The 24,375-nt window shown below is 61.2% G+C and carries 18 protein-coding genes, 1 tRNA gene and 1 pseudogene; 8 read left to right on the forward strand and 12 right to left on the reverse strand.

The features are described from left to right. Positions 1-54: 54 nt before the first annotated feature. The 6 genes from ABIA40_RS02150 to ABIA40_RS02175 all read right to left on the reverse strand — a co-directional run bounded on the left by ABIA40_RS02150 (position 55) and on the right by ABIA40_RS02175 (position 5,139). Positions 55-321 carry a hypothetical protein gene (locus ABIA40_RS02150; RefSeq protein WP_404538734.1) on the reverse strand — a complete coding sequence of 89 codons (267 nt, stop codon included), beginning with the start codon at positions 319-321 and terminating at the stop codon, positions 55-57. Further along, complete coding sequence (locus ABIA40_RS02155; protein ID WP_404538737.1) at positions 309-1,094, reverse strand: hypothetical protein; 786 nt, start codon at positions 1,092-1,094, stop codon at positions 309-311. Before ABIA40_RS02155 ends, ABIA40_RS02150 begins: the two co-directional genes overlap by 13 nt. Beyond that, positions 1,091-1,687, reverse strand: coding sequence for a hypothetical protein (locus tag ABIA40_RS02160; RefSeq protein ID WP_404538739.1), 597 nt, complete (start codon positions 1,685-1,687; stop codon positions 1,091-1,093). Before ABIA40_RS02160 ends, ABIA40_RS02155 begins: the two co-directional genes overlap by 4 nt. A gap of 70 nt (positions 1,688-1,757) precedes the next feature. Further along, a complete protein-coding gene (locus tag ABIA40_RS02165; RefSeq protein ID WP_404538742.1) occupies positions 1,758-2,567 on the reverse strand; it encodes a metallophosphoesterase in 810 nt (269 codons plus the stop codon). Between the two features lie 19 nt (positions 2,568-2,586). Next, entirely contained in the window at positions 2,587-3,129 is a 543-nt protein-coding gene (locus tag ABIA40_RS02170; protein ID WP_404538744.1) for a hypothetical protein, read from the reverse strand. 417 nt (positions 3,130-3,546) lie between these two features. Next, positions 3,547-5,139 carry an Eco57I restriction-modification methylase domain-containing protein gene (locus ABIA40_RS02175; protein WP_404538747.1) on the reverse strand — a complete coding sequence of 531 codons (1,593 nt, stop codon included), beginning with the start codon at positions 5,137-5,139 and terminating at the stop codon, positions 3,547-3,549. Between ABIA40_RS02175 and ABIA40_RS02180 the strand changes: the two genes are divergently transcribed. From ABIA40_RS02180 to ABIA40_RS02195, 4 genes are read left to right on the forward strand one after another with little or no spacing between them, the layout of a single operon-like run. Further along, positions 5,138-6,385: a hypothetical protein gene (locus tag ABIA40_RS02180; RefSeq protein ID WP_404538750.1), complete on the forward strand. Its 1,248-nt coding sequence runs from the start codon at positions 5,138-5,140 to the stop codon at positions 6,383-6,385. The two genes, ABIA40_RS02175 and ABIA40_RS02180, sit on opposite strands and share 2 nt — an antisense overlap. Beyond that, positions 6,382-9,105, forward strand: a complete 2,724-nt coding sequence (locus ABIA40_RS02185; RefSeq protein WP_404538752.1) for a hypothetical protein — start codon at positions 6,382-6,384, stop codon at positions 9,103-9,105. The genes ABIA40_RS02180 and ABIA40_RS02185 overlap by 4 nt, the downstream gene beginning before the upstream one ends. Beyond that, positions 9,102-13,379 carry a helicase-related protein gene (locus tag ABIA40_RS02190; RefSeq protein WP_404538755.1) on the forward strand — a complete coding sequence of 1,426 codons (4,278 nt, stop codon included), beginning with the start codon at positions 9,102-9,104 and terminating at the stop codon, positions 13,377-13,379. Before ABIA40_RS02185 ends, ABIA40_RS02190 begins: the two co-directional genes overlap by 4 nt. Beyond that, positions 13,372-15,609 carry a hypothetical protein gene (locus ABIA40_RS02195; RefSeq protein WP_404538758.1) on the forward strand — a complete coding sequence of 746 codons (2,238 nt, stop codon included), beginning with the start codon at positions 13,372-13,374 and terminating at the stop codon, positions 15,607-15,609. The genes ABIA40_RS02190 and ABIA40_RS02195 overlap by 8 nt, the downstream gene beginning before the upstream one ends. 278 nt (positions 15,610-15,887) lie before the next feature. Here the strand turns inward: ABIA40_RS02195 and ABIA40_RS02200 are convergent. From ABIA40_RS02200 to ABIA40_RS02220, 5 genes and pseudogenes are all read right to left on the reverse strand, one after another. Then, positions 15,888-15,963, reverse strand: a tRNA-Ile gene (locus ABIA40_RS02200). Between the two features lie 280 nt (positions 15,964-16,243). Continuing rightward, positions 16,244-16,399, reverse strand: a pseudogene (locus ABIA40_RS02205) (helix-turn-helix domain-containing protein); the annotation flags it as partial. 484 nt (positions 16,400-16,883) lie between these two features. After that, a complete protein-coding gene (locus tag ABIA40_RS02210; RefSeq protein WP_370158073.1) occupies positions 16,884-17,132 on the reverse strand; it encodes a cold-shock protein in 249 nt (82 codons plus the stop codon). 210 nt (positions 17,133-17,342) lie between these two features. After that, on the reverse strand, positions 17,343-17,666 hold the full coding sequence (locus ABIA40_RS02215) for a hypothetical protein (protein ID WP_404538761.1): 324 nt from the start codon (positions 17,664-17,666) through the stop codon (positions 17,343-17,345). 323 nt (positions 17,667-17,989) lie between these two features. After that, positions 17,990-18,382, reverse strand: coding sequence for an avidin/streptavidin family protein (locus tag ABIA40_RS02220; protein WP_404538764.1), 393 nt, complete (start codon positions 18,380-18,382; stop codon positions 17,990-17,992). A 710-nt stretch (positions 18,383-19,092) separates the two neighbouring features. On the opposite strand from ABIA40_RS02220, the gene ABIA40_RS02225 reads away from it, so the two are divergent. The 4 genes from ABIA40_RS02225 (at position 19,093) to ABIA40_RS02240 (ending at position 22,585) form a co-directional block, all read left to right on the forward strand. Continuing rightward, on the forward strand, positions 19,093-19,632 hold the full coding sequence (locus tag ABIA40_RS02225) for a hypothetical protein (protein ID WP_404538767.1): 540 nt from the start codon (positions 19,093-19,095) through the stop codon (positions 19,630-19,632). 607 nt (positions 19,633-20,239) lie between these two features. Next, positions 20,240-20,509: a hypothetical protein gene (locus ABIA40_RS02230; RefSeq protein WP_404538770.1), complete on the forward strand. Its 270-nt coding sequence runs from the start codon at positions 20,240-20,242 to the stop codon at positions 20,507-20,509. 524 nt (positions 20,510-21,033) lie between these two features. Beyond that, on the forward strand, positions 21,034-21,996 hold the full coding sequence (locus ABIA40_RS02235; RefSeq protein WP_404538772.1) for a hypothetical protein: 963 nt from the start codon (positions 21,034-21,036) through the stop codon (positions 21,994-21,996). A 10-nt stretch (positions 21,997-22,006) separates the two neighbouring features. Then, the gene (locus ABIA40_RS02240) at positions 22,007-22,585 is read left to right on the forward strand and encodes a hypothetical protein (RefSeq protein WP_404538775.1); all 579 of its coding nucleotides are present in this window, start codon (positions 22,007-22,009) and stop codon (positions 22,583-22,585) included. A 557-nt stretch (positions 22,586-23,142) separates the two neighbouring features. On the opposite strand, the gene ABIA40_RS02245 is transcribed toward ABIA40_RS02240, so the two are convergent. Continuing rightward, a complete protein-coding gene (locus tag ABIA40_RS02245) occupies positions 23,143-24,300 on the reverse strand; it encodes an MFS transporter (RefSeq protein ID WP_404538777.1) in 1,158 nt (385 codons plus the stop codon). Between the last annotated feature and the right edge of the window lie 75 nt (positions 24,301-24,375).

The following is a 24,375-nucleotide window of genomic DNA, read 5'->3' on the forward strand; positions in this document are numbered from 1 at the left end:
GATTTTTGTTGTAGAAACTCGCTCTCGACGGACCTACGAACCCAGCCTACGCGCCTACAGATCGGTCCACTCGGCCATCATCGCCTCCTCGCATGCTCGGTGAAGAAGTGCCGAGACGCGCTGGCGGCGCGCGTGGGCCAGAACGGAAAACCTTGCGATGCCGGGCGGCGTGCCGATCGAAGGATTGGCGGTCTCCATGACGATCACCTGATAGTCGCTCAGGTCCGCCAGGTCGCTCGCATTCCCGATGTGCATCGTACCGAGCGGCCGGCGCAGCGCGCTGCTGCCAGGCGGCCAAAGTTCGACTGTCACGACGAGCACGTGTTGATCTCCTTGAGATCGGCGGTTGCCCGCAGCGCGGCGGACGCCGCGGCGAGCCGCTGGGCGATGCGTTGCGGGCCGGTGCCGGGGCGGAAGGCCGCGTGCAGGTCGTCGAGATCGAGTTCGGCGAGGGAGGCGTCGTCGAGCTCGACCGGCGCCCGCCCGGCGAAGCGGCCGATCGCGGCCTTCACCACGGCCGCTGTCGGAGGTCCGAGCCGGATCGTGAGGTCGGCGGCGCCGACCAGGGCTCGGGGAAGCAGGCCGACGTCGGCGGAAATGCCGACCACGGACCGGCCGGCGGCCAAGGCGCCCGAAACAGCGCTCGAGCCGGATGACCGTCCCAGGCCGGGCCAGTTCGGTCGGCTCCTAGTGTGCTGCAGCCATCGGTCGCCGAAACACCGGCGGAAATGGTCCGAAACCGGCAGGACCCAGGCAGCCGTCGGCACCATGACGATGACGCAAAGTGCCTGGCCGTGGCGCAACTTGCGGCGCAGATCCGACGAGGCGGCGGCCTCGAAGGCGGCACCGACGGGCGCTGTGATTGCTTCGGGACGACCACCCGGGGCTGGGCTGTCGGTGTCCTCCTCGGTTTCCAGGTAGAAGTTGCCCTCGATCTGGGACTCTTCCTCGGGATCTTCGAAGCGGCCGCGATCGCGGTCGAAGACCCGGTCGATCAGGACGGTGCCGGGCGCCAGGCAGTGCTGGTCGACGAGGCGCTTCGGCCTCATCTGGACGGCGATGCCGGTCGAGCGGCGTTTTGTTGTCTTCTTCATGTACGGTACCTCACCATAGTGGACGGCCCGAGCGGCTCGGACGTCAGGTCGAGTTCGAGGAGATTGGCGCAGGCGAGCGACATCACGGCCGGCGATGGATCGGCGTCGCTGCTGATCATCTCGAGCAGCCGGCCGAGCTCCATCGGCCCTTCGTCGGCGAGAGCTTTGAGGATGCGCAGGCGCAGCGGCAGGGAGACCGGCCGGTCCTTGTAGGACCAGACCAGGCTAACATTGGAGCGGCGCGGTTCGGCCCGCAGGTCCTCGGCCGTGACGATGAGCTGCTTCACGCCGAGCTCGCGTAGCGCGATCAAGGCAAGACCTTCCTCGTCGAGCGAGCGGATCCGGCGGGCAGGAACGACGTCGAGGTAGAAGCGGCCGTCGAGCCGTGTCAGGACGACGGCGTCGACCTCGACTACTTGCGCGGTCCCAGCAGGCGCCGTCGCAACGTGTGAGATCGCGCGGACCGCCGGATCGAGCGATGCGATTGCGAGCGCCTCTCGGAGCGCAGGGTGTCGCGCGGGGACCGGGGACCGGTTTTGGCGGATGAGAAGAGGTGGGGGCGGCGGGGCTTGGGGGAGAACATGACGAGGCATCCGAAACCATGGAAAGGGCGGGGCGGGTTTCGGTGTGGTTCTGGTCGGCGTCGGTCATGGTCGGCCCCCTTCAGATCTCGATGATGAGCTTCTCGTTGAAGTCTTGGTTTTCCCAGGTCTTCTCGCCGGGCGGCCACGGGCCGTACCCCTTCGCGTTCGATACGAGGCGGGTCTGGCCGATCACCCTGTCGAAGGATTGGTGGGTGTGCCCAAAGACCCAGAGGTCCGCGGGCCGCAACGCGTCGCGACCATCGTCGGGTGCCGGCACCATCAGGTCGGTGAGGTCGCTGTAGTATGCGGCGCTCAGGAGCTCGTCCGGCTTGGGCGGGTCCGAGAGACGCAGCTCCGGGCGCCGGCATGCGTGGTGGGTCACGATCACAAGCGGACCGGGCCGATCCTTGCGGAGCTCGGCTTCCAGGAAGGCCCGGGACCGTCGGTGCCTGGCCAGCGCATGCGAAGGACGAAAGCGCTGGGCGTAGCGGTCGGTCCTGATTTTCTTGAAGTCGTTCATGCGTTCCGCCGCGATCGCCATCTCCCGGCGCTGATCTCCAAACAGCGCGAAGTCGGTCCAGAGCGCGCAGACGACAAAGGTCACGTTGCCGATGCGCACGGTCTCGTTCTCCAGCGCGTGCACGTGCGTGCCGGCCGCGGCCGCCTTGGCCTTCTCAAGGGTGCGGTCGATGTCCTCGCCATAGGCTTCGTGGTTGCCCATGCAGTAGATGACCTGCCGGTCCGACGGCACGCGATCGATCAGCCAGGCGACACCTCTTTCCATGCGCGGGGTCAAGTCGCCGGCCATGATCATGACGTCGAATTGCGGTCGCGCGTCTCCGGCCGGCAGGTCCCAGCCGCGGGTGAGTTCGATGTGGAGGTCGGACATGGGCCAAAGCCTCATGGCGCTACTCCTCGACGCCCAGCGAAGCAGGGTCGACGTCGACGAAGACGTCGTTCTGGCGGTCGTACCAGCGGCACGTGAGGAAGCGCCTGCCTTCGACAAAATGACGAACCAGGTGGATGTTCTCGATGCCCGACCGGTGCTCGACCGGGGGGCGGCCTTCCGAGTGCGCCTCGCAGCGGGTCGTCAGCCAGGCGCCGTCGCGGAGGCGGCCCTCCTCTCCGCAGACCTCGCAGGTAACGGCGCTGCGGGCCTCCGCCAAGCCGATGGCCTTTTCGACCTGGGCGTCCGCGTCCGGAGGCAGCCGGCCGTCCCAGGAGACCCTCAAGGTCCCGTACTTCTCTTTGATCTGGCTGAACCTAAAGGCGCCGCCGTCGGCTTGGACGATGCCCGCGATCCGGACGCAGAGACGGTCGAGTAGGTCGCGCCAGCCGGCGTCGCACTCGGGCGAGCCTTGGGCCAGGCCGGGGAGGTCAACAGGCGGCTGGAAGAGTTCGCGGTGAGCCTCGATGAGCTCGACCCTCCAATTGCCGATGCTGCCTGACATGACTGACCTTGAACACTACCGTGAACGAAACAAGAACATTTAGACAGGAAGATCAGCTGGAGTCAAGGGGTTAGCGTCTGATTCTTATATAAGAAGCAGACGCCTTGTTATATAAGATCGGCGTGTCGGCTCTGGCCCTGCCGCCGCTCCGGCCTTATGGTTGACCAAAGCTTATCGCGCAGCGGGCGGATGGATGGTCGGGAAAAGGAAGGCGCCGAAGCGGGGGAAGAGAACTCCTGTCGGGAATAGGGTTCAGTTCCTGACGATGATGCATCCTGACGTCATCGCAGACATCAAGGAGGTCGCTATCGCGGAGCATCGGGCAGCCTGGGACATTATGGAGCAGGCAGCCCTGGAATTCCTTAGGCGAAGGAAAACAAAAAGGGCGCCGCCGAAAGGTCCCTGACGCGAACGGCTCTAAGCCGCCTTTTGCGGCAGCGACAATGCGCTTGCTAGAGGCAAGTTCATCGACATCAACGTCTTCAAGGATATCGAAGCTGTTCCACAGGCGCGATTGTACAAGGCGGTCATCTCGAGAGAATTCAACGTGTAGGCCATTGCTCTCAGGTCCGCCATCGAGGCATCGGACGGCGGAGTCAGCACGATCACGTGGTTTTCCGCAACGAAAGGCCCGACATCTTCCAGGAACCTTCGATCGACTACGGCGGCATTGATGCGCCGCCTCTGCTTTCGGTTCGCCGTCCGTTGCACCACCAGACACGGTCGGCGTATGACGTAGGAAAGCTCGGTATCCACGGTGACGCGATGGCCATCCACATTGGCCTTCATGTGGTCGAAGTCCAGCGATCCGTCCGGACGAATTGCCGCCGCCCATAGCAGCGCGACGGACGAAGCCGCACGGGTCTTTGAGATGCGCTCTTGCCACCTGTGGGGAACGACCGGCCCCACTTTCCCTGCCCAGCCGAGCTCGGACAGCGAGCGTCCCGTCGAGATCACGTCCGACGTAGGAAGCTCCCAGCGCCCGCCTTCGCGGTCGAGCCTGATGCTGCCCAGAACGCGATCCCTTCCATCGTGTGCCAGGCTGCCGACGCGGACCGCAGAACCCTGCGCGACCCCACGGCGCATCGTCACGATGATGCAGTCCTGCGTGACGTCCAGGAACACGCGTTGGCGGTTCTCAATCCTATCGATCGCGATGACTTCGTCGGCGATCGACTTGCGGAACGCCGTGAATGAGGGGCCTCCGATCATGCTCGCCGGCATCACGAACGACAGAAGCCCGCCCGGCTTCACGAAGCCGCGGCAATGATGCAGGAAGGCCATCGACAAATTGAGATAACCTCCTCTTTCGGTCAGATCGGGCCAGCGTTCGACGTAAGCGTGGTAGTCGTCGCGACCGATGCGAACGTAGGGTGGATTGCCGACGACCACGTCGTAGTTGCCGCTGGTTTCCTTTTCCAGCGTGTCCGCGACCTCCACGCAGTTTTCGACTGCTTCCCAGTCCTGTTCGGTAGGACCGTCAGCCCCGCGCGCGAGAGCAACCCGCCAGGCGAGCAGATCCTTCGAGACCCGGGCGAGCCGGCGGTCGATCTCGATGCCGCGCAGGAGTTTGAGCGCCTTGCCCGGATTGCGTCCTTGAAGCGAACGGCTGATGACGCCGTGCAGCGGAGCGAGGAAGGCGGCTCCGCCCGCCGCCGGATCGATGATGGAGTGCCGGGTCGGGTCGTAGCCCTGCGCAGTCAGCCTGTTCAACACGTATGCCGCGAGATACGGAGGCGTGAAGTACGCTCCAAGACGCTCGCGCTCGCCTGATTTGAGTTGCAGCGCGGCGACGACTGCGGCCGCATGCTCGCGCCATTCCAAAGGCAGCGACTTGATGCGGGCATGCGCTGCCTGAACGGCCACAGGCGCCCTCGGAAGCCGCCCATGCGCGATGCTGGCGACGGGATCCGCACAGCGCCATTCCGAGGTTTCGATTGCGCGGCGAACCGCGCCGAAGAAGCGGGTGGTCGCGTGTTGGTATACCAGATGCTGCTGCTGTTGCCCCATGCCCAAACTCTACCGAACAAGTCGGCATTCCGGAACAACGCTCTCTGCAGGTTTTTTGTTAGTTAATGGGAAGAAGGATTTTCCTGAGTACCTTGATTTGACCATCTGCGAAATCTCGTGGTTAATGAAGTCACATATCAGGAAATCGGATGCTCCCATGTCCCCCCAGTATGCACTAGAGCACGATCAGCGGTTGAAGGATGCTTGGGCTTATCAACGTTCGCGCGTCGATGCTTGGGAGGACCGGCCGTTTCCGCCCCTTGAGTGGGCGGAACTGGAAGCGTTTCTGTACGGGACGGCAGCAACCTTGGCCGCGGTCGTGGGCCCTGTCGCGAACTTGGAACGCGAGCTTGCGGAATTGATCGGCACCTATCTGACCGGCGATCGCGCCGGTCAGATCGACATTCCCCCCACGACGCCACCGGGCCGGGCTTGGTCGGCGGTTCCGCTCGCCAGCCTCTCGGGTCCGTTCGTGGACTCGATGCGGCGTCTACATGCCTATGGCTCGATCGGAACGCTACCCGACGACGATCTGCCGGGTGGGATCGAGCAGTTCGTGCGCCGCATCGAATCCGACCTGGATTCGCTTGCTTCGCTCTTGAAGAATTTGCCCAAGGCGGCAGCCACTCCAGGACGACTGAACCTTCAAATGGTCCACGACATCGCGTCGACTCGCTTGGCGGTGGACGAAGGAACGCGTCAGGCGCCGGCCGCCGGACTGGCATGGCTCGGCCGAGTCAGCGTCAAGACCGTCCAAAACCTGCTTTCCCGCGGGCAGCTCACCGGAGGCTCCGGATCGGCTGACCCCCACTCGGCGCGAGGCTGGCTCGCCGACCGCAAGGACTGGTCTCGCTCTTGCTGGCGCGAAGCCATGGAGGCCATCAATTCGGGCTTGGTGGCCCCTTTCCAGGAATTCGACGCCGAGCAGGTTGCAGATACGTCTGCGGATGGCGAGGACGCGATCGTCGAATGGACCTTCGTGCCGCGGGCGGCGGACGGTTCGCTGTTCCTTCCCGACCTTATGCGGCTGCGTGGATGGACGATCGGGGCGCGCGGCGCCGAGAGGTCGTTCGGGGATTACTGGCGCGCGCTCGATCATCTGCAGCAGACGGATCGGCCGCATTGGCGCCGTCCGAACGAGGCTGGAGCCTATAACATCGTCGTTGGACGAGACTGGGTGAGGATCGCGCGCGCCGAAATCGACTTGCAGCTCCGGGCCGTGCTGAAGACCGGGGGGCGTCAATGAAGGGACGCGACGGCGACCGTCGAAACCGCTTCGGCTCCAACCTCGACGTCATCAGACAGTCTCAACGGAACGATCTCGAGCGGCGCCGCAGCCTTCTGACGAGAGCCCCGACGGAGCCGCCCGCGGCGATCCAAGCGCAGTCCGCGACCCCGACCGCGACCCCCGTGCTGCCGGCGCTGCGGCTCTACCATCGCTCCGACCTGAATTCGGAAGTGAATTATGTATCCGCAGCGCACGCCGCCGTTTCGACCGTCGCCGATGCGGTGATCGAACGAAAGAGCGGCGTGATCTTCACGTGGCCGGACCGGATCAATAGGCCGCTTGGCGTGACGATTTCCGCATTGCTTCGGGCCCAGTCGGCGCGGCCGACGCTGCGATGCACGGTGGCCTATTATCCTTTCTCGGACCGCAAGACTCATAGTCTCCAATCCATCTTCGTCGACGAGGAGGATCTTGCGGCCCGCTATCTCGAGACCATCAGGGCGATGGACCGTTCCCAATATAGCGGGCCGGACTATCAAAACGCCTACCTTTTGAAGGGCCTTAGGGAGGCCTCCGCGGCTGGCGGCAGCGCGAAGATCAGCCATCCGAACCTGCGCGAACTGATCCCGACATTCGCGCCTATCGAGCACAACCACACGATCCGCTACGCCGACCGCGACGAGGACTTCCTCGGCGACATCGCTTCGCGCAGGACGTTGATCAAGGAGGCCTCGAAGTATCGCCGCGAGATCTCGTCGAAGGACGTAGCCCCAATCGCGATCCTCGGTCTGCCCGCGTCGGTCGACGGCATCAATCGCCTCTTCAAGGCCGATTCCCGGCTGGGCGACCGATGCGACCTGATCGTCGCGGACGCGACCGACGTCGCGTTCGGCCAGGCCGATTCCTGGCTCAAAGGCCTGCGTCGTCTCGCGCATCTCGCCCGCAGCGCCGGGCAGTCGGTGCCCATCGTGGTCATCACGCAGGACGGCGTCATCGCCAAGACGGCCTCCGAAATCATCGCGTCGGCCGGCGGCGGCGACCATGCGCGGCCCAAACGCATTGGCGTGCGCAGCGTAGTCAAGACCGTCCCCAACGATTTCACGACGCAATCGGAGGTCTTCGAAACGTGGAATGCGGCCTCGTTCACGGCCCACCTGAAGGCTAGGGAACTCGCCCAATTTCGCGAGGACGCGCTCTCGCTGGCATCCAATCTCCGGAGCGCCGGCTATCCCGGCGCGGCCGACGCCGTCGTCAAGGCCGTCACGTTCGCGCGAACGATCGCTTGCCTGCCGATTCCCCTGACGATCTTCCGAGAGCATCTCGACTACATGGAGCGCGCCGGCGCGGTCTCGGACTATGTCGCGGCTCAGTATCGTTTCCTCGGCGTCGCCGATTCTCTCCGCAAAGCGGAGCGGGATGCCGACAGCCTCGGAGATGCCGTGCACGCGTTCCGCAAGCGGGCCGAAGGCATGGTGGTTCGCTATGCCGACGGCGGGGAGGTCGCCGAGCTCGTCCGCGAGCTCATCGGCAAGGCCGTAAGCAAGGCGAATCGCACCATCGTCGCGTTCCGGGACCGCGTCGTCCTCTCCGCCGTGTCGGAGTGGCTGGCAGATCGCGAAGACATCGACCAAGCGAAGCTCGCAAGCAAGCTGATCCTGACGACGACCGAGGCGCTTGCCTCCACATTGTCCGCGACTTCGCGGGGAGCGCCGGTCGACTCGCTTTTCCTAGTCAATCCGAAGGTCCGCCACTTCGAGCGCATCATCCTGTCGCCGTCGTTGCCCCGGAAAGTCGGCTTAATAGGAGACGGAGGAACGCTCGGCGCGATCGCCACCGTTCTGGCGCCGGTGACGCCGCTGTTCGAGGGCGAACCGGCCGCGCGGCTTAAAGCCGTGTCGGCCAGCCTCGCCGAATACGCGGAACGTATGACCGCGTTCGACTTCGAGAAGACGATAATTCCCGAGTTCGCGCCGGACCTGACGCTCGACTTCACCATTCAGGACTCCTCGGAGGGCGGACCGTACGAGGGTCCGGTCGTGGAGCTCTATACCGAAGACGGGTACCTTCTCCGGCTGCCGTCGCACGCCGAATGTCTCGTCATCCAGGAAGACGATCTGAAGCCTTTGAAAGAACAGCCTGCGGACAAGGTCTCGGTCGGCGATCGCATCTTCGTCTTCAGCCGGGATCTCCACGATCGTTTGGAATTTCTCTTGGGCCCGGTGAAATCGGAAGGCACGACGCTGCTCGCGTCCTATCAGCAGGCGGTCCGAGACCGCGTCGCCTTGATCCCCGGCGACCGGCAGAAGCAGGCTTTGGAAATACTGACGCGAATGAAGACGGCGGCTGCGCTGATCGACGAAGAGTTCGACGTCGGCCGCAACGAAGTCTCCAACGTCATCCGCTGGATGTCGACGGGCCGCGCGAACGGCCGTCCCGATGCCCCCCGATCCGTCAAGAATTTCGCCCTGTTCATGAACGCCATCGGCGTACCCGAAACGATCGCCGCGCAGTATTGGCGCAACGCGGTCGTCAGCTCGCGCGTGATGGCCATCCAGGTCGGACTGCACGCCCACGGCAGAGCCCAGGAATTCGTCATGAATCCGCAAGGCTTCTACGCGCGCGCTTCCGAAAAGAAGCCGGAGCTCAAGCAGCTCTGGGAAGAGATGGTGCGCAGCGCGAGCGTGGTCGTCCGCAGGCACTTCGTTTCAGGAAAACAACGTAAGGAGAATGACCGATGAACGCGGCTCAACCGGGTCTGCCAAACGTCAACTCCGCGCTTCGCGACGACCCCGACCTCGCGCAAGAACTTAAGGAGGCGGTTTGCGACGCGGTGGTCAACGCGGTCGGCGGCAAGGCCTCGGGGGCAGGGGAGTTCGGAACGGTCGTGCTCGGACAGCGACCGCGCGATCAATTCGCATCCGGATTCCTCCTCAACCAAATGTCTCCTGCGGGCGAGGACGAAAGTAGCGACATCCGGATCCCCGTGCACGGCGCGAGCCTCAAGCTCCGGAGAGATGCCGACGGCCGAATCACGGTCCAGCCGCATCTGGCGGTCTACGTGCGCGTGCTGCCGACATGGGAAGATCTCGACAACGACGTCCTGGGCCTTCGTCCGAAGCCGAGATTGTCGGCGCACGTCCGCCAGGAGGTCAACGCGGAAGCTTTCGCGATCGCGGAAGCCGCGCGCGTCGGCGGCGACACGCGTTCCCGGAAAGTCATCTTTGCGGAGACGGCGCGGCAGTTGCTGATGCGACGCGGCGTACGTTTCGCCGGGACAGTTGAGACCATCGTAGCGGTCAATCCGGAGGAGGAAACGAATCTTGGTGCCGAACCGCAAATTCCTCGCCCGGGCCGGAGCACCGAAAAAAAGACGGCTGGCGAAGAGACGCCGGTCGAGGTCGCCGAGACGACCGACGGAGCCGTGTACCCCGACGATCTGTGCTCTCCCGAAGATATCCCGATGAAATTCAGGCGGTTGACCGTCGTGGTTCCTCCTCTGGTCCTTTCGTTGCGCAGCGCGGACAGAGAACGGAGCGAGGCGATCCGCGAACACGCCGTCCTGATGAGCGGGGCGATCGCGAAGGCCTACGACGATTTCATGCGCTCCGAGGAAGGGACGCAATGGTGCTGGCGGAAGATGCGTCTGCCGCCAAGCGCCTTCCGGTCGCAGCGGAGCTGGGACGCGGCACTGTCGACAATCCGGGCGACGCCGGTCAACAGAGCCCACCTTTGGCCTGCTCAGAACGTCGAGATCGCTCTCGAGTGGGCGACTAGTCCAGCCGACGACCGGATCATCCATGCCGGGGTCGGCCTGATGCACCGGACCTGCGGCGCCGTCGGAGATCAGGACGGCGACGGCGGGCTCTACCAGGTCCGTTTGGACATCGACGTGCGTCCCGCCGCGGCGCTGATCCCCTACGTTCTCGAACGCGTCAAGCCTGCCTACGACATCCAAGGATTCCATTCGATACCGGCCGCGGGCTGGAACGCCGGAGTCGCACAGAACGAGCTGGAGGACGGCATCCGACTTACGACGACATGGATGCCCCGGTATAACCTGCCCCGCATTGTTCCCAACCGCATCGAGAAGCTGGACATCAGCTTCAAGGCGCTGGCCGATCCGAACAAGCCCATCGATCAGCTCGAACTCGTCCCGGATGCCTTCGCGCGTTGGGTCGACGAGCAGAGCGGCACCGTTGACCCGACCTCTGGGCTCGCCGCCGACGATGCGGATGGGCGCGAACGCGAGCGCGCGAAGTTCGCGAAGGACATCGCCGGCTACGGCGAAGAGATCGAAGATCTGCGCGTCGGCATCAATCTGTTGAAGCAGAGCCGCGCGGCATGGCTCAAGGATCCGAAAGCGCCCGCCGCGGCGCCGTTCAGGGCTTGGTATCTGACGAACCAGGCTTTTCATGAAGTCGGCCTGATCGAGAACAAGACGTCATGGCGGCTCTTCCAGCTCGGATTCATCCTGTCGAACATCGTTTCGCCGTCGACCCGCATCAAGGAATTCGAGCATCTCTATGCGCCCAACCGGCAGACCATCGAGTCGGCGTCGCTGCTCTACTTCGCGACCGGAGGCGGCAAGTCGGAGGCGTTCTTCGGGCTGCTCCTTTTCACCCTCTTTCTGGACAGGATCCGCGGGAAGCGCCGCGGCATCTCCGCCCTGATCCGCTATCCGCTTCGCCTTCTGACGGCGCAGCAAGCGCGCCGCCTGGCCAAGGTGCTCGCCAAGGCAGAAATCGTCCGCCGAAACGACGGCATCGACGGCGCGCCGTTCGAGATCGGATTCTGGGTCGGAGGCAGCAGCACGCCTAACCGCCTGGCGAACGGCGATCAGGTCCTCGACGAGTTCAGGTGCATTCCCGCAGTCGACGCATCGGAACATGCGGACGAGGAGGCCAACCTTGCCGACCCGGCGTACTCCGCCGCCCTGCGCGACTACAACAAGCTGCCGAAATGCCCCTTCTGCGATCGGGACACCGCGCTGCGTCGCTACCCGAAGGAGAATCAGCGGCTCGGCATCGTCTGCCGGAACGCCGAGTGCGAGTGGAACATCAAGACCAAGAGCAACGTAGAACGGCCGCTACCATTCCTGCTGGTGGATTACGACATCTACCGGTGCGCGCCTTGCATTCTCCTCGGCACCATCGACAAGCTCGCTCTCATCGGACAGCACTGGTCCACGATCAACAGGATCGGCGGGATGTTCGGTCTCGCACGGCTGATCGACGACAACGGCCTCTTGGAGACGCCCTACGATCTGAACGTCGCGAAGGCCATGGAAGGGCGCCATCCGATCGCGCCGTCCTTCGCAGGCGGCGTCGAGGTATTCTTCGATCCTGTCCCTTCGCTGATCATCCAGGACGAAGCGCACCTGCTGGAGGAGAGCCTCGGGACCTTCGCCGGTCTGTTCGAAACTACCCTCTATCAATGGTTCCGCTCGCTGCGTCCCATTCTCGGCGACCGCATGTCGCTCGTCCCCGGCGATGACTCGGACATCCGCCTTCCGAAGGTCGTCTGTGCCACCGCCACCATCTCCGACCCGGAGCGCCAGATCCGCGTGCTCTACCAGAAGCGCGTGCGGCAGTTTCCCCGCAAGGGGACGCGTCTGTATCGTTCGTTCTACGCCAACCCTAGCCGGTTCGAAGGCAGCGCCGGCGAGCGCAATGACGCGCTCTCGTCGTCGGTGGATGCCAAGGCGATCGAGACCTTCGCGCCGTGGGCGCGCGTCTACGTCAGTCTTCTGACAAACGGCCGACCGCATACGACCGCATCGGTCATGATCCTCGGCGCGTTCACCGCGGTCGTCACAATACTTCTGCGCGATCTGTGTTCCGGGAATCCCGAGCGCCAGGCCAAGGCGTGCCGGATGCTCGTTTCGAACCTCGGCGACACGCCGGTCTCCGCCCGGCACAGGGCCGCCTTGGAGCGACTGGCGGGGTCCGGCCGTTTCGAAATCGTCGCATCCGCTGTCGACCTCCATCGCGTCGCTCTCACCTACGTCACAAACAAAAAGGGCGGAGACCAGATACTGTCCGCGCTTCCAGGCATCGCGGACCGACAGCATCGGGACTTCGGGCGAAGTGCGGTCGTCGAAAGCATCCGTACCGATCTGATCAGCGGCGGCGTCGAGTCAGGGGCGGTCGAGGCGATCGTGCGCAAGGCCGAAAAGCAGTTCGATCCGGCAACGGAGGACATCCAGGACGCGCTGCGAATGATCGTTGCCACCTCGGCGGTTTCGCATGGGGTCGACGTCGAGAACTTCAATTCGATGTTCTTCGCGGGCATGCCCACCGCGATCGACGAGTTCATCCAGGCGAGTTCACGCGTCGGCCGCACGCATGTCGGCTTTTCGATGCTGATTCCGACGCCGCAAAACAGACGGGACCGCTTCATCTCCGAGGTCCATGAGACCTTCCATCGTTTCCTCGAGCGCATGATCGCGCCCCCGGCGATCGAGCGGTGGGCCGATCGTGCCGTCGTCCGGGTCATTCCTTCGCTCATCCAAAACTGGCTCATCGGCAAGATCTATCAGGAGCAGTTCGTCGCGGACGCGGATCCGGAAAAGAAGCGGACGCGCATCTTCAGCAAGGTTTCGTTCGTGCGTTCGCTGGTGAACCGCATGAAGTCGACCACTTTCGTCGACGAAGCGGAGAAGTACATCGCCGGGTGCGTCGGGATCGACGCCGAAGTCGGCGGGGCCGACGCGCAACGGCAGATCGTCTCGACGATGGTCAGAGATCGGCTGCAGGAGTTCGTGAGACTTCTCGACATGCCGACGGCGGACGGCGACCTCGCTGCCTTCTGGGACCATTTTCGGGGCAACCTCGACAGTCCGATGACATCTTTGCGCGACGTCGATGCGCCCGGAACCGTCCGTCCTCTCATCAATGCCCGCAAGGCGGACGCCAAGGACCGCTTCCAGGCGATGATGCGGTTCATCAGGGAGGGCGGCACCAGGAAGCCGCAAGGCATGATCGAAACCACCGCGGAGCTTCGCAATGACTGACGAAATCTTCACCATGAAGCGGTCCCGGTCGCAGCTCGCGACGATCTACGCGCCGGGGGCGTTCTTCACCTTCGAGGGCGGCATGGGCGCGTGCATCGCCCAGCCGGCCGCGCGCATCGAGGCCAAACTTAGCGAGATGCTTAAAAATCAGGTGCTCGACACCATCAACGAACGCGTACGGAACTGGGAGATCCAAGGCTTGAACTGCCGACGCCCGGCGGGCCAGCCGCCGGTCGACCCGGAGCTGGTGCTCGACCCTCAGCTCCGCAACGACGACGGGGCCCCTCGTCTTCGCGGCGACCGTCTGGCCTTCCTCGTTCCGGACGTGATGAACTATATTCCGGAGCCGCTGACCTTCGTCTGCCGCCGGTGTGGTCTTCTGAAGGACTTCGGTGGCGTCGAAGAGTTCGAGACGAAGAGCGGCACGCTCGAAGACGGATGTCCCCACCGCATGCAGGACGAGCCCTGCAGGTCCAATTGGGAACAGCTGGACGTGGTCCAAGTCCATTGGTCCGGCGGCTACCACCGTGTCTCCACGCTTTACAACAGGTGGGACCGCGACCGTCAGGACATCGTCTGGAACCGCGTCCAGTGCCACTGCGGCAACTCGCACTACCTCCTCGATCGCTCGTCTCCAGTCTTCAGCAAATGGCGGTTGATCTGTTCGGCCTGCAAGAGCGCCACGAAACTCCCCGTGCTCAAAGATCCTACCAGCTTGCGGGTTCTCGGCGACGGGCTGAACCAAGGATCGAACCAGCAGGTCGAAGTGAACATGGAGCCCGTGTCGTATCGCGCCAACAACGCGTACTACGTCCAGGGCGACAGGGTCCTCGCCTTGGCCAACGAAGACTACTTCCCGCTGCTCCTGCGTAGCCGCACGGAAGAACTGAAGGGTTTCATCGCGAAGGCCTTCGCCTATCCCGTCGCGGCGATTTCCGAGGCGGACATCGAGAACACGCTGCGCGAAAAGAACCGAGCGACGGAGTGGCTCTCGTACAAGAACCACGCCGAAATCATCGCAATGATGCGCGGCATGAAACGCGAGGATCTGGCCGAAGCGTCGGTTAAGGCGCGGCAGGATCAGCTTGATCGCTGGCGGACGGAAGGACTCATTCCCGATGTCTACCAACGCACTCCCGCGCTCGACTACGCCGTGGACATCCGCGCCGAACAATGGGACCGCAAATTCGATCCCATCCGGCAGGCGGTCGAACACAAGACGCTGGAAATCGACGTCCTCAACGACGCCGACAAGGTGATCAACGTCAGGGAGCCGAAGGATCCGATCCTGCCCGACATGAGCCCGGACGAAGTCGAGACGACCAAGTCACAGGTATCGAACGTCCTCTCGATGCTCGGCATCGAGGACATGCGTCTCGTCCGGAAGTTTCCGGTCTGCGAATTCACGTTCGGCTACTCGAGGGTCGAATCCGGCCCCCGCGTCAGCCGGGACAAGACGGGCGAGATGTGGGAGATGCCCGTGAAGCTCAACCTTTTCCCGCGCGCGTACTTCCACGAAGAGCATGTCCAGCCGATCTACGTGATGAGGCAGGACAACGAAGCGTTCTACGTGCGCCTGGACGAGAGCTGCGTCCGGGCATGGCTCGATGCGAACGGGATCACCTACGAACTGCCCGCCCCGACGAGCCGACTGGGCGCCGCGATCATCGACGGCTATCACACGACCAGGCCGGAAGGCGGCGGGTTTTCCAGTTGGCTGGACGAGTATCGCGGCAACGCCACGCCCGAATCCCGCAATCTCTGTTCATACGTCTACACGCTGCTGCACACGATGGCTCACCAGATGATGCATTCCGTGGCCCAGGTGTCGGGACTGGAGCTCGGAAGCCTGACCGAGCACATCTTCCTGCCCGACCTGGCCTTCGTCGTGTATCGCCGGGGCACCACGATGGATCTGGGTTATCTCAGTTCGGCCTGGCGGATGGCAACCAATGCGACCGACGGCAATCTGGTGCTCTCGTCGATGCTGGACCCGACGAGCCTTCGCTGCGGCTCGGGAGCTTTATGCGACGAGCGCGGGGGAGCCTGTCCGGACTGCATCCTGATTCCGGAAGTCTGCTGCATTAGCCGAAACAACTTGCTCAGCCGATCGGTACTCCGTGGCATGGCAAAGCCGCACTGGGACGTAGCCATACCCCGCGATCAGACCATCGAAGGCTATTTCGAGGTCGTGAGGCGGTTGCGCCGAGTCGCGCGCGAAGCGGCTTGACGACCCGCAACTCTCCGACGAGGCGGAGGGATCGACCGAGCTTCTCGAGGTCAAGGTCGCGCCAACGATCATCTAGGCGACTTCGAGGTCTGCTTAAGGTCGAAAAAGACCCCCCTCGACTCCTTCGCGCTCGCGCTTGGGCGTCAGAAAAAATCAGGCGGGAAAGCCGAGCGGCATCAGCGGTCTACGAAATCGAGTCACTCTTAAAGGCGGGAACCGAGTCACTCTTAAAGCGGAATCGAGTCACTCTTTCGGTGTCCGCACAAGGCGGGGTAAGTTGGTGGGCCCGGCAGGACTCGAACCTGCAACCAGACCGTTATGAGCGGCCGGCTCTAACCATTGAGCTACGAGCCCCGCCGCGGGCGACCGCTGAAAGACAGCCCCGGACGATGCGCGGGCTCCTTTATAGGGTGGCAGGCATTCTGGCAACGCCAAAGAAAGGGCTCATCGAAGCATGCCACAGGCTGACTGACCAAGTGAGCTTCTCGTCGCCCTCGAACACAAGCGCCGGCACCGCCTCACCAAGCCATGCCGACTCGATATCCCAGCCGTCCGGTATCGAACCTGACCAAAATCGTGGTCGCTGCGCCGGCCTTCATCGCCGCTCGCGAGGCTTGCACGCCCGCACCACGATCTAGTTTTGCAGGCAAAAACTCGCGAGCCGCTGCCGATCTACAATCATGATCTCGCGTTGAGTATTGCCGATGAAATCGAGCACGCCGGCACTACGCAATTGCGACACTGCATGTGAAACTGCTTCAATAGTCAGGCCAAGGTAATCAGCGATGTCGGCAGTCTGATGATCTGCGTGCGATTCCTCGCTAACATACGCCTGCGGTAGCCGTGCCGAATCGCGCCTGTTTGCAAAATCACAGGCTCTGAACACAAAAGGATAGGAAGAGACGGGGAACAGGTGTAACTCCGGTCGATGAAAACATTTCGGGCGGTAGTCCTCACAGTCGAGGGCGAAATCATTCTGACGATTGGTTTAGTTTGTGCCACCGAAAACGAGGCCAAGGCACGTGCTGAGGACCTGCTCGAGGACGATCCTGTAGAACTCTGGGATGGACCGCGCAGAATTGCGCGCTTCGAGCCCGAGTGCTAGCCAGCCTCGCACGAGCACGGCTTCTCTCATCGTCTCTTCGCACAAAATGCAGAAAACGATCGGCGCGAAACCTGAAAACTCAGCGCAAATATGCAATCTGGTGTTTTTGGTCGCGCCGAAAGCATGGTCTGTAAGGCGCGCGGAACGTGGCAGATGCTTGAGATGGACTTCACGCGGGCTGAGCGCAGGGGATGCAGCGAGAGTTCTCCGCCGCAGCTGAAGGGCTAAAATCATCCAAAGCGCAGACTCTTCTGCGGGCACTTTGCCTGAGCTGGTTCGAGCTCGAAGCCGATCCGGGTCCCTCCGCAGGAGCGGCGTAGCCGGCCTTCTCAACCGCCCTGATTTGCACGAATAGGTCGACTCCACCATCATGCTTGATGATACCGTAGCCCTTCGCCGCGTTAAACCACTTTACCATGCAGGCCGTCACGTCAGTATCTCCAGTTGAATGACCGCGATCCGGCCGTTCTTTACGCAGCGATCCGTCCCTTACCTGGTGGGTGCACGTGACAATCGCAATCCGCTTTGCAAGCTATCGCGACTGGCATTCGCGCCCGGACGGCCGATTGCGGCGGCGATGTCTTCGACTGCCATTGTGAAGTGGCGACGTCAAAGGAGGCGCGGGAAGTTAACTTGCGAGAGGCTTCTCAATTGTCTCTTCGATCGCTCGCTCGCTCGCTCGCTCCTGAGTGATCGTCCCGGCCGCTCGTTCGAGCGAAGCAAGAAAAGCGCGTCCCCCTTCTGTTATGATCCAGTGCCCGGAGTCTCGCTCAACCAATTTCTGCCCGAAAATATTGAGACCTGGTGCCCGCTCGGCCAGTCGCTTCATGCGAGCCGTCCACTCCGGACCGCTGGTGTAGAACACTGTCAGGTAATTCCTTAGGACGGCAAGACGGGCGCGGCCCTCCGGTTGGCCGGCGAGAATTTTAAGTATCGAGAGCTGAAAACTCACATCCGTCTACCAACGCCCCAACACGAACGCAGTATATATTAGCGGCACCCCTGCTGCGGCCTCGCGCTCCGTTTCAAAACAAGAACATGAAGAGTAATGCTAACGCGCGGAACGTTCCACAGCGTGGGCGCAAGCTTAAACTGCCGTTTCGAATCCTGGAAGCGGCCTTTTAATGTTGTTCGTGGGCTAGGCTGCCAAGCATCCAAGCTGCGTGACGCTGGACAGCCCAGAGCTTTCCGAAAGGCAAGCCTCAACGTCTCACAGCGACCAGCCAAATTCGCGAGAGCGCCGATCGAAGGTCGCGACGTGCAAGAAGAGTGAGACTACCATACGCGCGTGAATGTATCCGCGCCCTTCAACTTGCTGGGCTTGCCGTTCTGGTCAACGTAGAACAGCGTCCATGACGTTGGCATTTTGGAGCCATTAAGTTTGCCAACCCAGCGGGTAACGGAATTGCACTGGGCAAAAGTGACAACAAAATACAACCCCCTGGGACTAACGGCTCCGGATGCGGGATAGGGGATGCCTTGGCACGCAAAACCGTGAGCGTGGTTTGTGAAAGTTCCTTGTATTGCCCCGCTGTTGGCGGGCAAAACGAACAGTTCTGAACCCCGTTCATTCTTCCAGAATGAAGGAGCAGGAAGACCCTGCGCGGTGGCCTCGCCCGACAGCATGAAGCATTGGGCAAGCAGCAAAAGTCCTAGAAGTCTCTTCATATTCAAACCTCGGAAGAAGTCGCGTAACGGTGGCAACATAGATCGTGCAATTTGGTACAACTTGAGGTGACGTTCGCTGCCTTATCTTGCATTCGGCAGTGGAATGCTGCGCATATACCCGGAATCGCGCCGGATCCCGGCGCCCTACGGCCTGGATCCCCCGAATGACTGGTTGCGGCGGCCGCGCGGTAAGCCGATGCTCGGCTACTTTGATGTCGGGCGAGCGCTCCCGGCGCGCCGACGAGAGCGACATCGGTTTTCGCGATCTTCGCCATTGCGCGCCGATTGCTGACCATCGAAAGCAAGTTTGAAGGTCTGCCGGCGTCTCGCAAGCAACCAGCTGACTTCGACGACCTCGCATCAGCTCGCTAGGTGCGTTAAGCCCCCGTATCCATCCGTTTTCGCCGCTGGATCGGCAAAGCCATGAGAAGGTTTGCGTTTACAATAGAGCACTCCTCGGGGAGAGATCGTGGGAATCGCGAGGAAAGTCATCCGTCATCTTGGTGTGTCAGTGCTCACCCCCGCCAATTCTTGGAGTTTCAACGGCAAAGAAGTGGCCGTATCAGCAGCAAGGTAGCGCTGGCTCTCGGAGCACGTCGTGAACTGAGCTGGAGCACTGGCAATATTGCGCAAAGAGGTGCTGTCGTCGACGGTACCACTTGACGGTTGGCCGGTATGGCGTCAACGAGAAAAGCCAATAGGAACTGGACATGGATGTGATTGATCAAGCGAACGCCTCGGAGTTGCCGCCCGACTTGCACAGGCCTTCAAGGCGCTTTTCTTGGATCCTCTTGCTTTTGGCCGTCTCCATCGGCCTGTGCGCTGTGGGTGCCTATTATTGGACTGGCGCCGAGACACTTTCCGGGACGTCATCGGCGCGTGAAGCTGCTCAGATGACAGGCTTGTCACACGAGGAAAAGGAAGCTCTCTGGGAGATCCGATTGGGACAACAGAAGGCGAGTGATGAAATTGAGAAGGCAAGTGATGGAATTGCAGAGCTCAATCGCAACATGGGTGCGCAGCAAGCCGATTTGAAGCGGATGGCCGACCAGATCGAGGCATTGACGGCCAAGATCGAGTCTTTGCAGAATTCACCGGTCCCTACATCTGTGCCTGAGGCTCCTTCTCCACCAGCAGCCCGTCCTGTATCGAGGCCGGTGAAGAGAATGGTCCAGCCCTCTAAGTCAGAAGGCCCAATCTCGGTCGGGGGTGCGCCGCTAATTGCTGATCCCGGCTCCGACCAGCGTTGATACACTCGATAGTGCTGTCGCGGGCGCTTCAGCCTTCCGGCTGGTCGGCCGAGCCTGGGTCGAGTTTTCTGCGTCTCTTGAGTTCGAGAGATCAAAAGGTCGAGGGCTGCTTCAACCAGCAGTCCGACGAATGGCGTTGCCGTCGGTACCGGCTGGATCATGTTTTCCTCAACGCGTCTGAAGCACGTGACCCTGCTCAACCGAGCTCAATACGCGTGTTGGACGCATCGATAAGCGACTGCGTGTTTCCACAGCCTCGTTGGAGCATTCCTGCGCCTTTGCGGCTCATATCGACTAAGAGCGACCTGCATCAATATGGACTTCTGTCAGGGGAGCCCGCTTTGATCAGGAAATGATCCGCGATCGCGAGAAGTCTGCCGGCAAGCTTTCCGACCGCCGAAGTGGATACCTCTGGCGGAAAGGTGATCGCGATTTCCAGGGGCACGCTGGCGCGACCTGTGGCTGTCGTTCCCCCCAATTGGTACGACACCGTTGCCTATGAACACTCCAGAGAGAGCGCGCGAACGTGGGGTCGCATCAGCGCTCCCGGTGTGATCGACGGGCCGATCAAGGGCGAAGCGTCCTGGCCTATGTCGAATAGGTGTTGATGCCATCCCTCTTGCTCGGCGACACTGTCGTCATCAACAATCTCGGCACCCACAAAAGAAAGATCGCGCGGCGCGCCATCCGACCGGAGCTGTTCTTCCTGTCGCCCACAGCCCGAGCTCAATCAATCGAAGTCTCCGCCAAGCTCAACTCCGAAAGGCCGCCGAGCAACCGTAAACACAATCTAGAAGCGCAGCGGTGCCTTGCTGGACCGCTTCACGCCCGGGAATGCGCCAACTACCTCGTCAACGCCGCATACGCTTCAACATGACGCGCTCACGCTCAAACCACCAAAATGGCAAAAGCGAGTAGCGGTAAAAGAACGAGACCAACCTTTGTCGGGTTTGTTGGGTTCGTGACCTAAGTGTTGCAACGTGTTCGCAGAGCCAAACCGACGGAAACCCAATAAACGAGGGCCTGGCGCAATCAGCGAAGTGGCACGAGTTTTGATGCATTCCTTGCGGTGCGGCAGGCGCTGCCGTCTGGAATCATGTTTCGGTTACCTCATGGGTCAAGGGAGGAGGGAAAGCGGCATGACGGGCCTCCGTCAAATCGCATGCTTCAAATTGCATGCTATTGGATGCCGGGGATGGCATAGTTCGCGACCTCGACGCTATGGGCCAGTCGACTTCGGAAAGAGTTTTTTGAAGGCTGGCTCCAGCCGCTTTTTATGGACGGCGAGTGCTAGCCTAGCAGGCTCGAGAGTTTGTGCGGTCTCGGCCTTGTCTTGGTTCCCTGACATCAGCAATGCAATCCGCATCGGCTTTTCCCTAAAGCCTTACAGGAGGTGCTTGCATGAGCTTGGATGTTGAATGCGATGGTGCGCCGCATGTCAGCCCCGTCGCAGGTCAAGTGTTCCGCGACCTTGGCATTGAGCCGATCATTAACTGCACCGGCGTGCGTACCTCCTACGGCGGATGCAATCCAACCCGACCTGTAGTCGCCGCAATGGAAGCGTCGGGTCAGGGCTTTGTCGTTCTGGATGAACTAGCGGAAGCGATCGGACGGAAATTGGCTGCGCTCACCGGTGCCGAATGGGGGCTCGTGACCGCTGGAAGTGCCGCAGCAGTCAGCCAGGCGGTCGCTGCTTGCGTAGCTGGTAACAACCCAGAAAAAATGCTGAAGCTCCCGTTACGAGGCGAGAGGATGGTGGTTGTCGCTGCTGATCAGCGAATGGCTTACGAACACGCAATTCGAGCAGTCGGTTGTATGGTGCTTCCGATCGGCCGTGCCTCAGACCTCGATCAGCTTCAAATTGAGAAGATCGCAGCAATATGCGTTGTTGCCTCAGATATTCCGAAGTCGGCGTTATCGTTCGAACAAATCGCTTTGCGCTCTAAAAAACTGGGAATTCCACTGATCGTAGACGCGGCCGGACAGGCGCCCAAGTTTCCGAACGTTTGGCTTCAAAACGGTGCCGATCTGCTGATTCATTCAGGCGGGAAGTATATCAGCGGACCGCAATCTACCGGCTTCCTACTCGGGTCGGAAAGATTGTGCAGAGCGGCGTATCTAAATGGGCCTCCTGGCCAGTCGTTTGGTCGGTCAATGAAGGTTGGTAAAGACGAGATCATTGGCGCTTACGTCGCGTTGGAGCAATGGGTAAAGGGAGGGGCTGCTCGTGCGATGGAAAGATGGCGCGAGTGTATTTCGATAATGAAGCGGGAATTTTTGAGCGTGCCCCGGCCTTTATGTCCAAGAGATGGAACCGGACTCTGCGTTCTGCAATCCACGAATAGCAGTTTCTTGGGACGTTAGGACGTTCTCAGTGAACGCCAACCTGATTGCCAAAAAGCTGGCCAGCGCTCGGCCGCGCATTGTGTTGCACGACTGTTGGCAAGGCCCCCAACGGATCGTAGTTGATCCGACCAATCTGACCAAAGTTGAAGCCGAGATCGTTGGCCGTTCAATCGTTCATGCCATTGCAGAACCGCCGTTAGCGCCAGCGGCACCAGCAGAGGGCGCTTTCGAGGAGCTGGCGGGAGCATGGCAGGTCTTTATCGACTTTCTTCACGGCAGCGCTGTCCATGCGTTCACTCTACTACAGGATCGCCACGATATTGCGGGCACGCACATTGGCGCCGAGGTTTCGGGTAGCTGCCGAGGCAACATAATTGGATCGAAATTGAAGCTCCTTTCACAATTACCGGGAGACCCCTTGGGCTTAGACTACGAGTTCGAAGGTACGTTTAGCGATGGCAGCCTGACGGGCGTTGTTCACTTGGGTGCATCCGCACCCAAGTACAGCGGCATTACTTTTAGGCGGCAGTTCGGACAAGCGACTTGGCGCGCTGAGCGTACCCGAACAAATCACGCCGACAGTGTAAGCTGTGCAAGTTGTCTCTAGGCAGTGGCCTTTTTAAAGGTAGGCCCGAGCAAACAGCAGAGAATCACGGTGGACGGTAAGTCAGCCATGTCCATGCTCGCTTAGAGTGCATGCCGGCCGCGCTTGATAGGTGTGCTTAGTGTGGACGGTTACATCGAGACCGGCTGTCATCACGGTTAGCCCGACCAAACGCTTTGAAAGTCGGCTTGCCACGTACTTCGTATCATGACCATGGCTGGACTCGGACGAAAGTGGCTGCAGCACGCCGCGGAGTGCCCCACCGATGGTGGCGTCAGTCGCGATGACCAAATCAACGTGCCCCTCCTCAGCCTGTGCTTCGGTCATTCCAGTGCGGCTTGCGGCGCCTTGGTGTGCCCAGGTTCGTCGCTCCAGTCGGCTCGCGCTGTTGATTGCGGCTCCCGGATCTTGCACAACACAACTCTGCCGGATACGCGCCGACCTCGGCCTGGCGACCTAAACTGTTAGGCATGCGATTTCTCCATCGAAGATGCCCCGACAATTGTTTACTATCCGGTCAAGTTTAGGTCGCCCTCACTCTGAGGTGGAAACACATTTCTTCAACGGCTCGGCTCTCGTTTTGACCGAGCGCTCACAAATGCGAATGAAAGCGTGCTTCCTATTGCGCAGAGAGCTAGAGATGCCAATGCGAGCACGATACCATAGTGGCTTTGGATGAAACTGAAGAAGAATGGCGCAAACGATGCCGTGGACAATCGTAACGTCGTGATCAACCCGACTCGTGTTCCATACCCATCCGGACCGAAGACTGAGAGAGGCAAGCTTCCACGACAGATGCTGTTTAGACCAGAGCTAAACCCAAAGAAGGCAATGAAGATTACAATTCCGACGAGAGTGTGAGACGCCAACATAATGACGAATGTAGCAGCCGCGAGAATAACACATGAGAGCATGGTGAGCTGAATTGGGGATACCCTCTCGGTAAACGAGGCTGCAAATAGCCGTACCGCAACCTGCGACGGGCCGAAGAGAGTCGAAACCAGCGCTGTCCGCTCCATCTCTAAACCGGTCGACGAAAGGATTGGGATCATCCGGCCGAGAAGTGCTGAGAAAACAAAGGTCGTCAGCGAAAAGCCGACCGATACCAAGACTAGATCGATCAGCTTGGAAAAGGAGCGGGCTTGCGGCCCATGGACCTTGCGCTGATTTCCAAGTGTCCCGGAGGACCCTCCAAGAGCCAAGTGGATTAAGGGGAGGGCGAGAAGAACATTGCAGCCTCCGTAGATCCAACAGACTTGCCTCCAGGATATCGAAGCGAGCAACAGCGAGGTCAGCGGCCAAAAAACCGTTGACGAGAAAGCCACGATCAATGTCAATAGAGCAATTTTCCCTTTGGCATGAACCGCATCTCGCTGAACCAAAAACACGAATGCGGCCTCGTAAAAGAGAAAGGCCGACGCAAGTTGCATGCCGAATAGGGCGATCGCGAAAACGACTGCATTCCAAGATATTGCCGCAAGTCCCAGACTAGCACCTCCAGCGAATGAGGCCACTCTCATAGTTTTGCCTGCGCCGTATCGGTCCATGAGCCGACCGGCAATCAGCGACATCAGCGCACTGGCAAACAACGCTAAGGAGAAGCAAGCGAGTATCCACTCCTCTGTGACGCCGAGGTCACGGGAAGCCTCTTTTGCGATGGCCCCTACGCAATAATAGAGCGTGCCGTAGCTGATAATTCCTGCACCGCCCAATGCCACGACAATCAGCCTATCATCCTCCCAGAGGCATCGTGATCTTCTCGGTTCCTGTAGCATATGCCGAGTGTCTCACCT

Origin of the sequence: Bradyrhizobium sp. USDA 223, assembly GCF_044909005.1 — a bacterium.
Taxonomy (GTDB): Bacteria; Pseudomonadota; Alphaproteobacteria; order Rhizobiales; family Xanthobacteraceae; genus Bradyrhizobium; species Bradyrhizobium yuanmingense.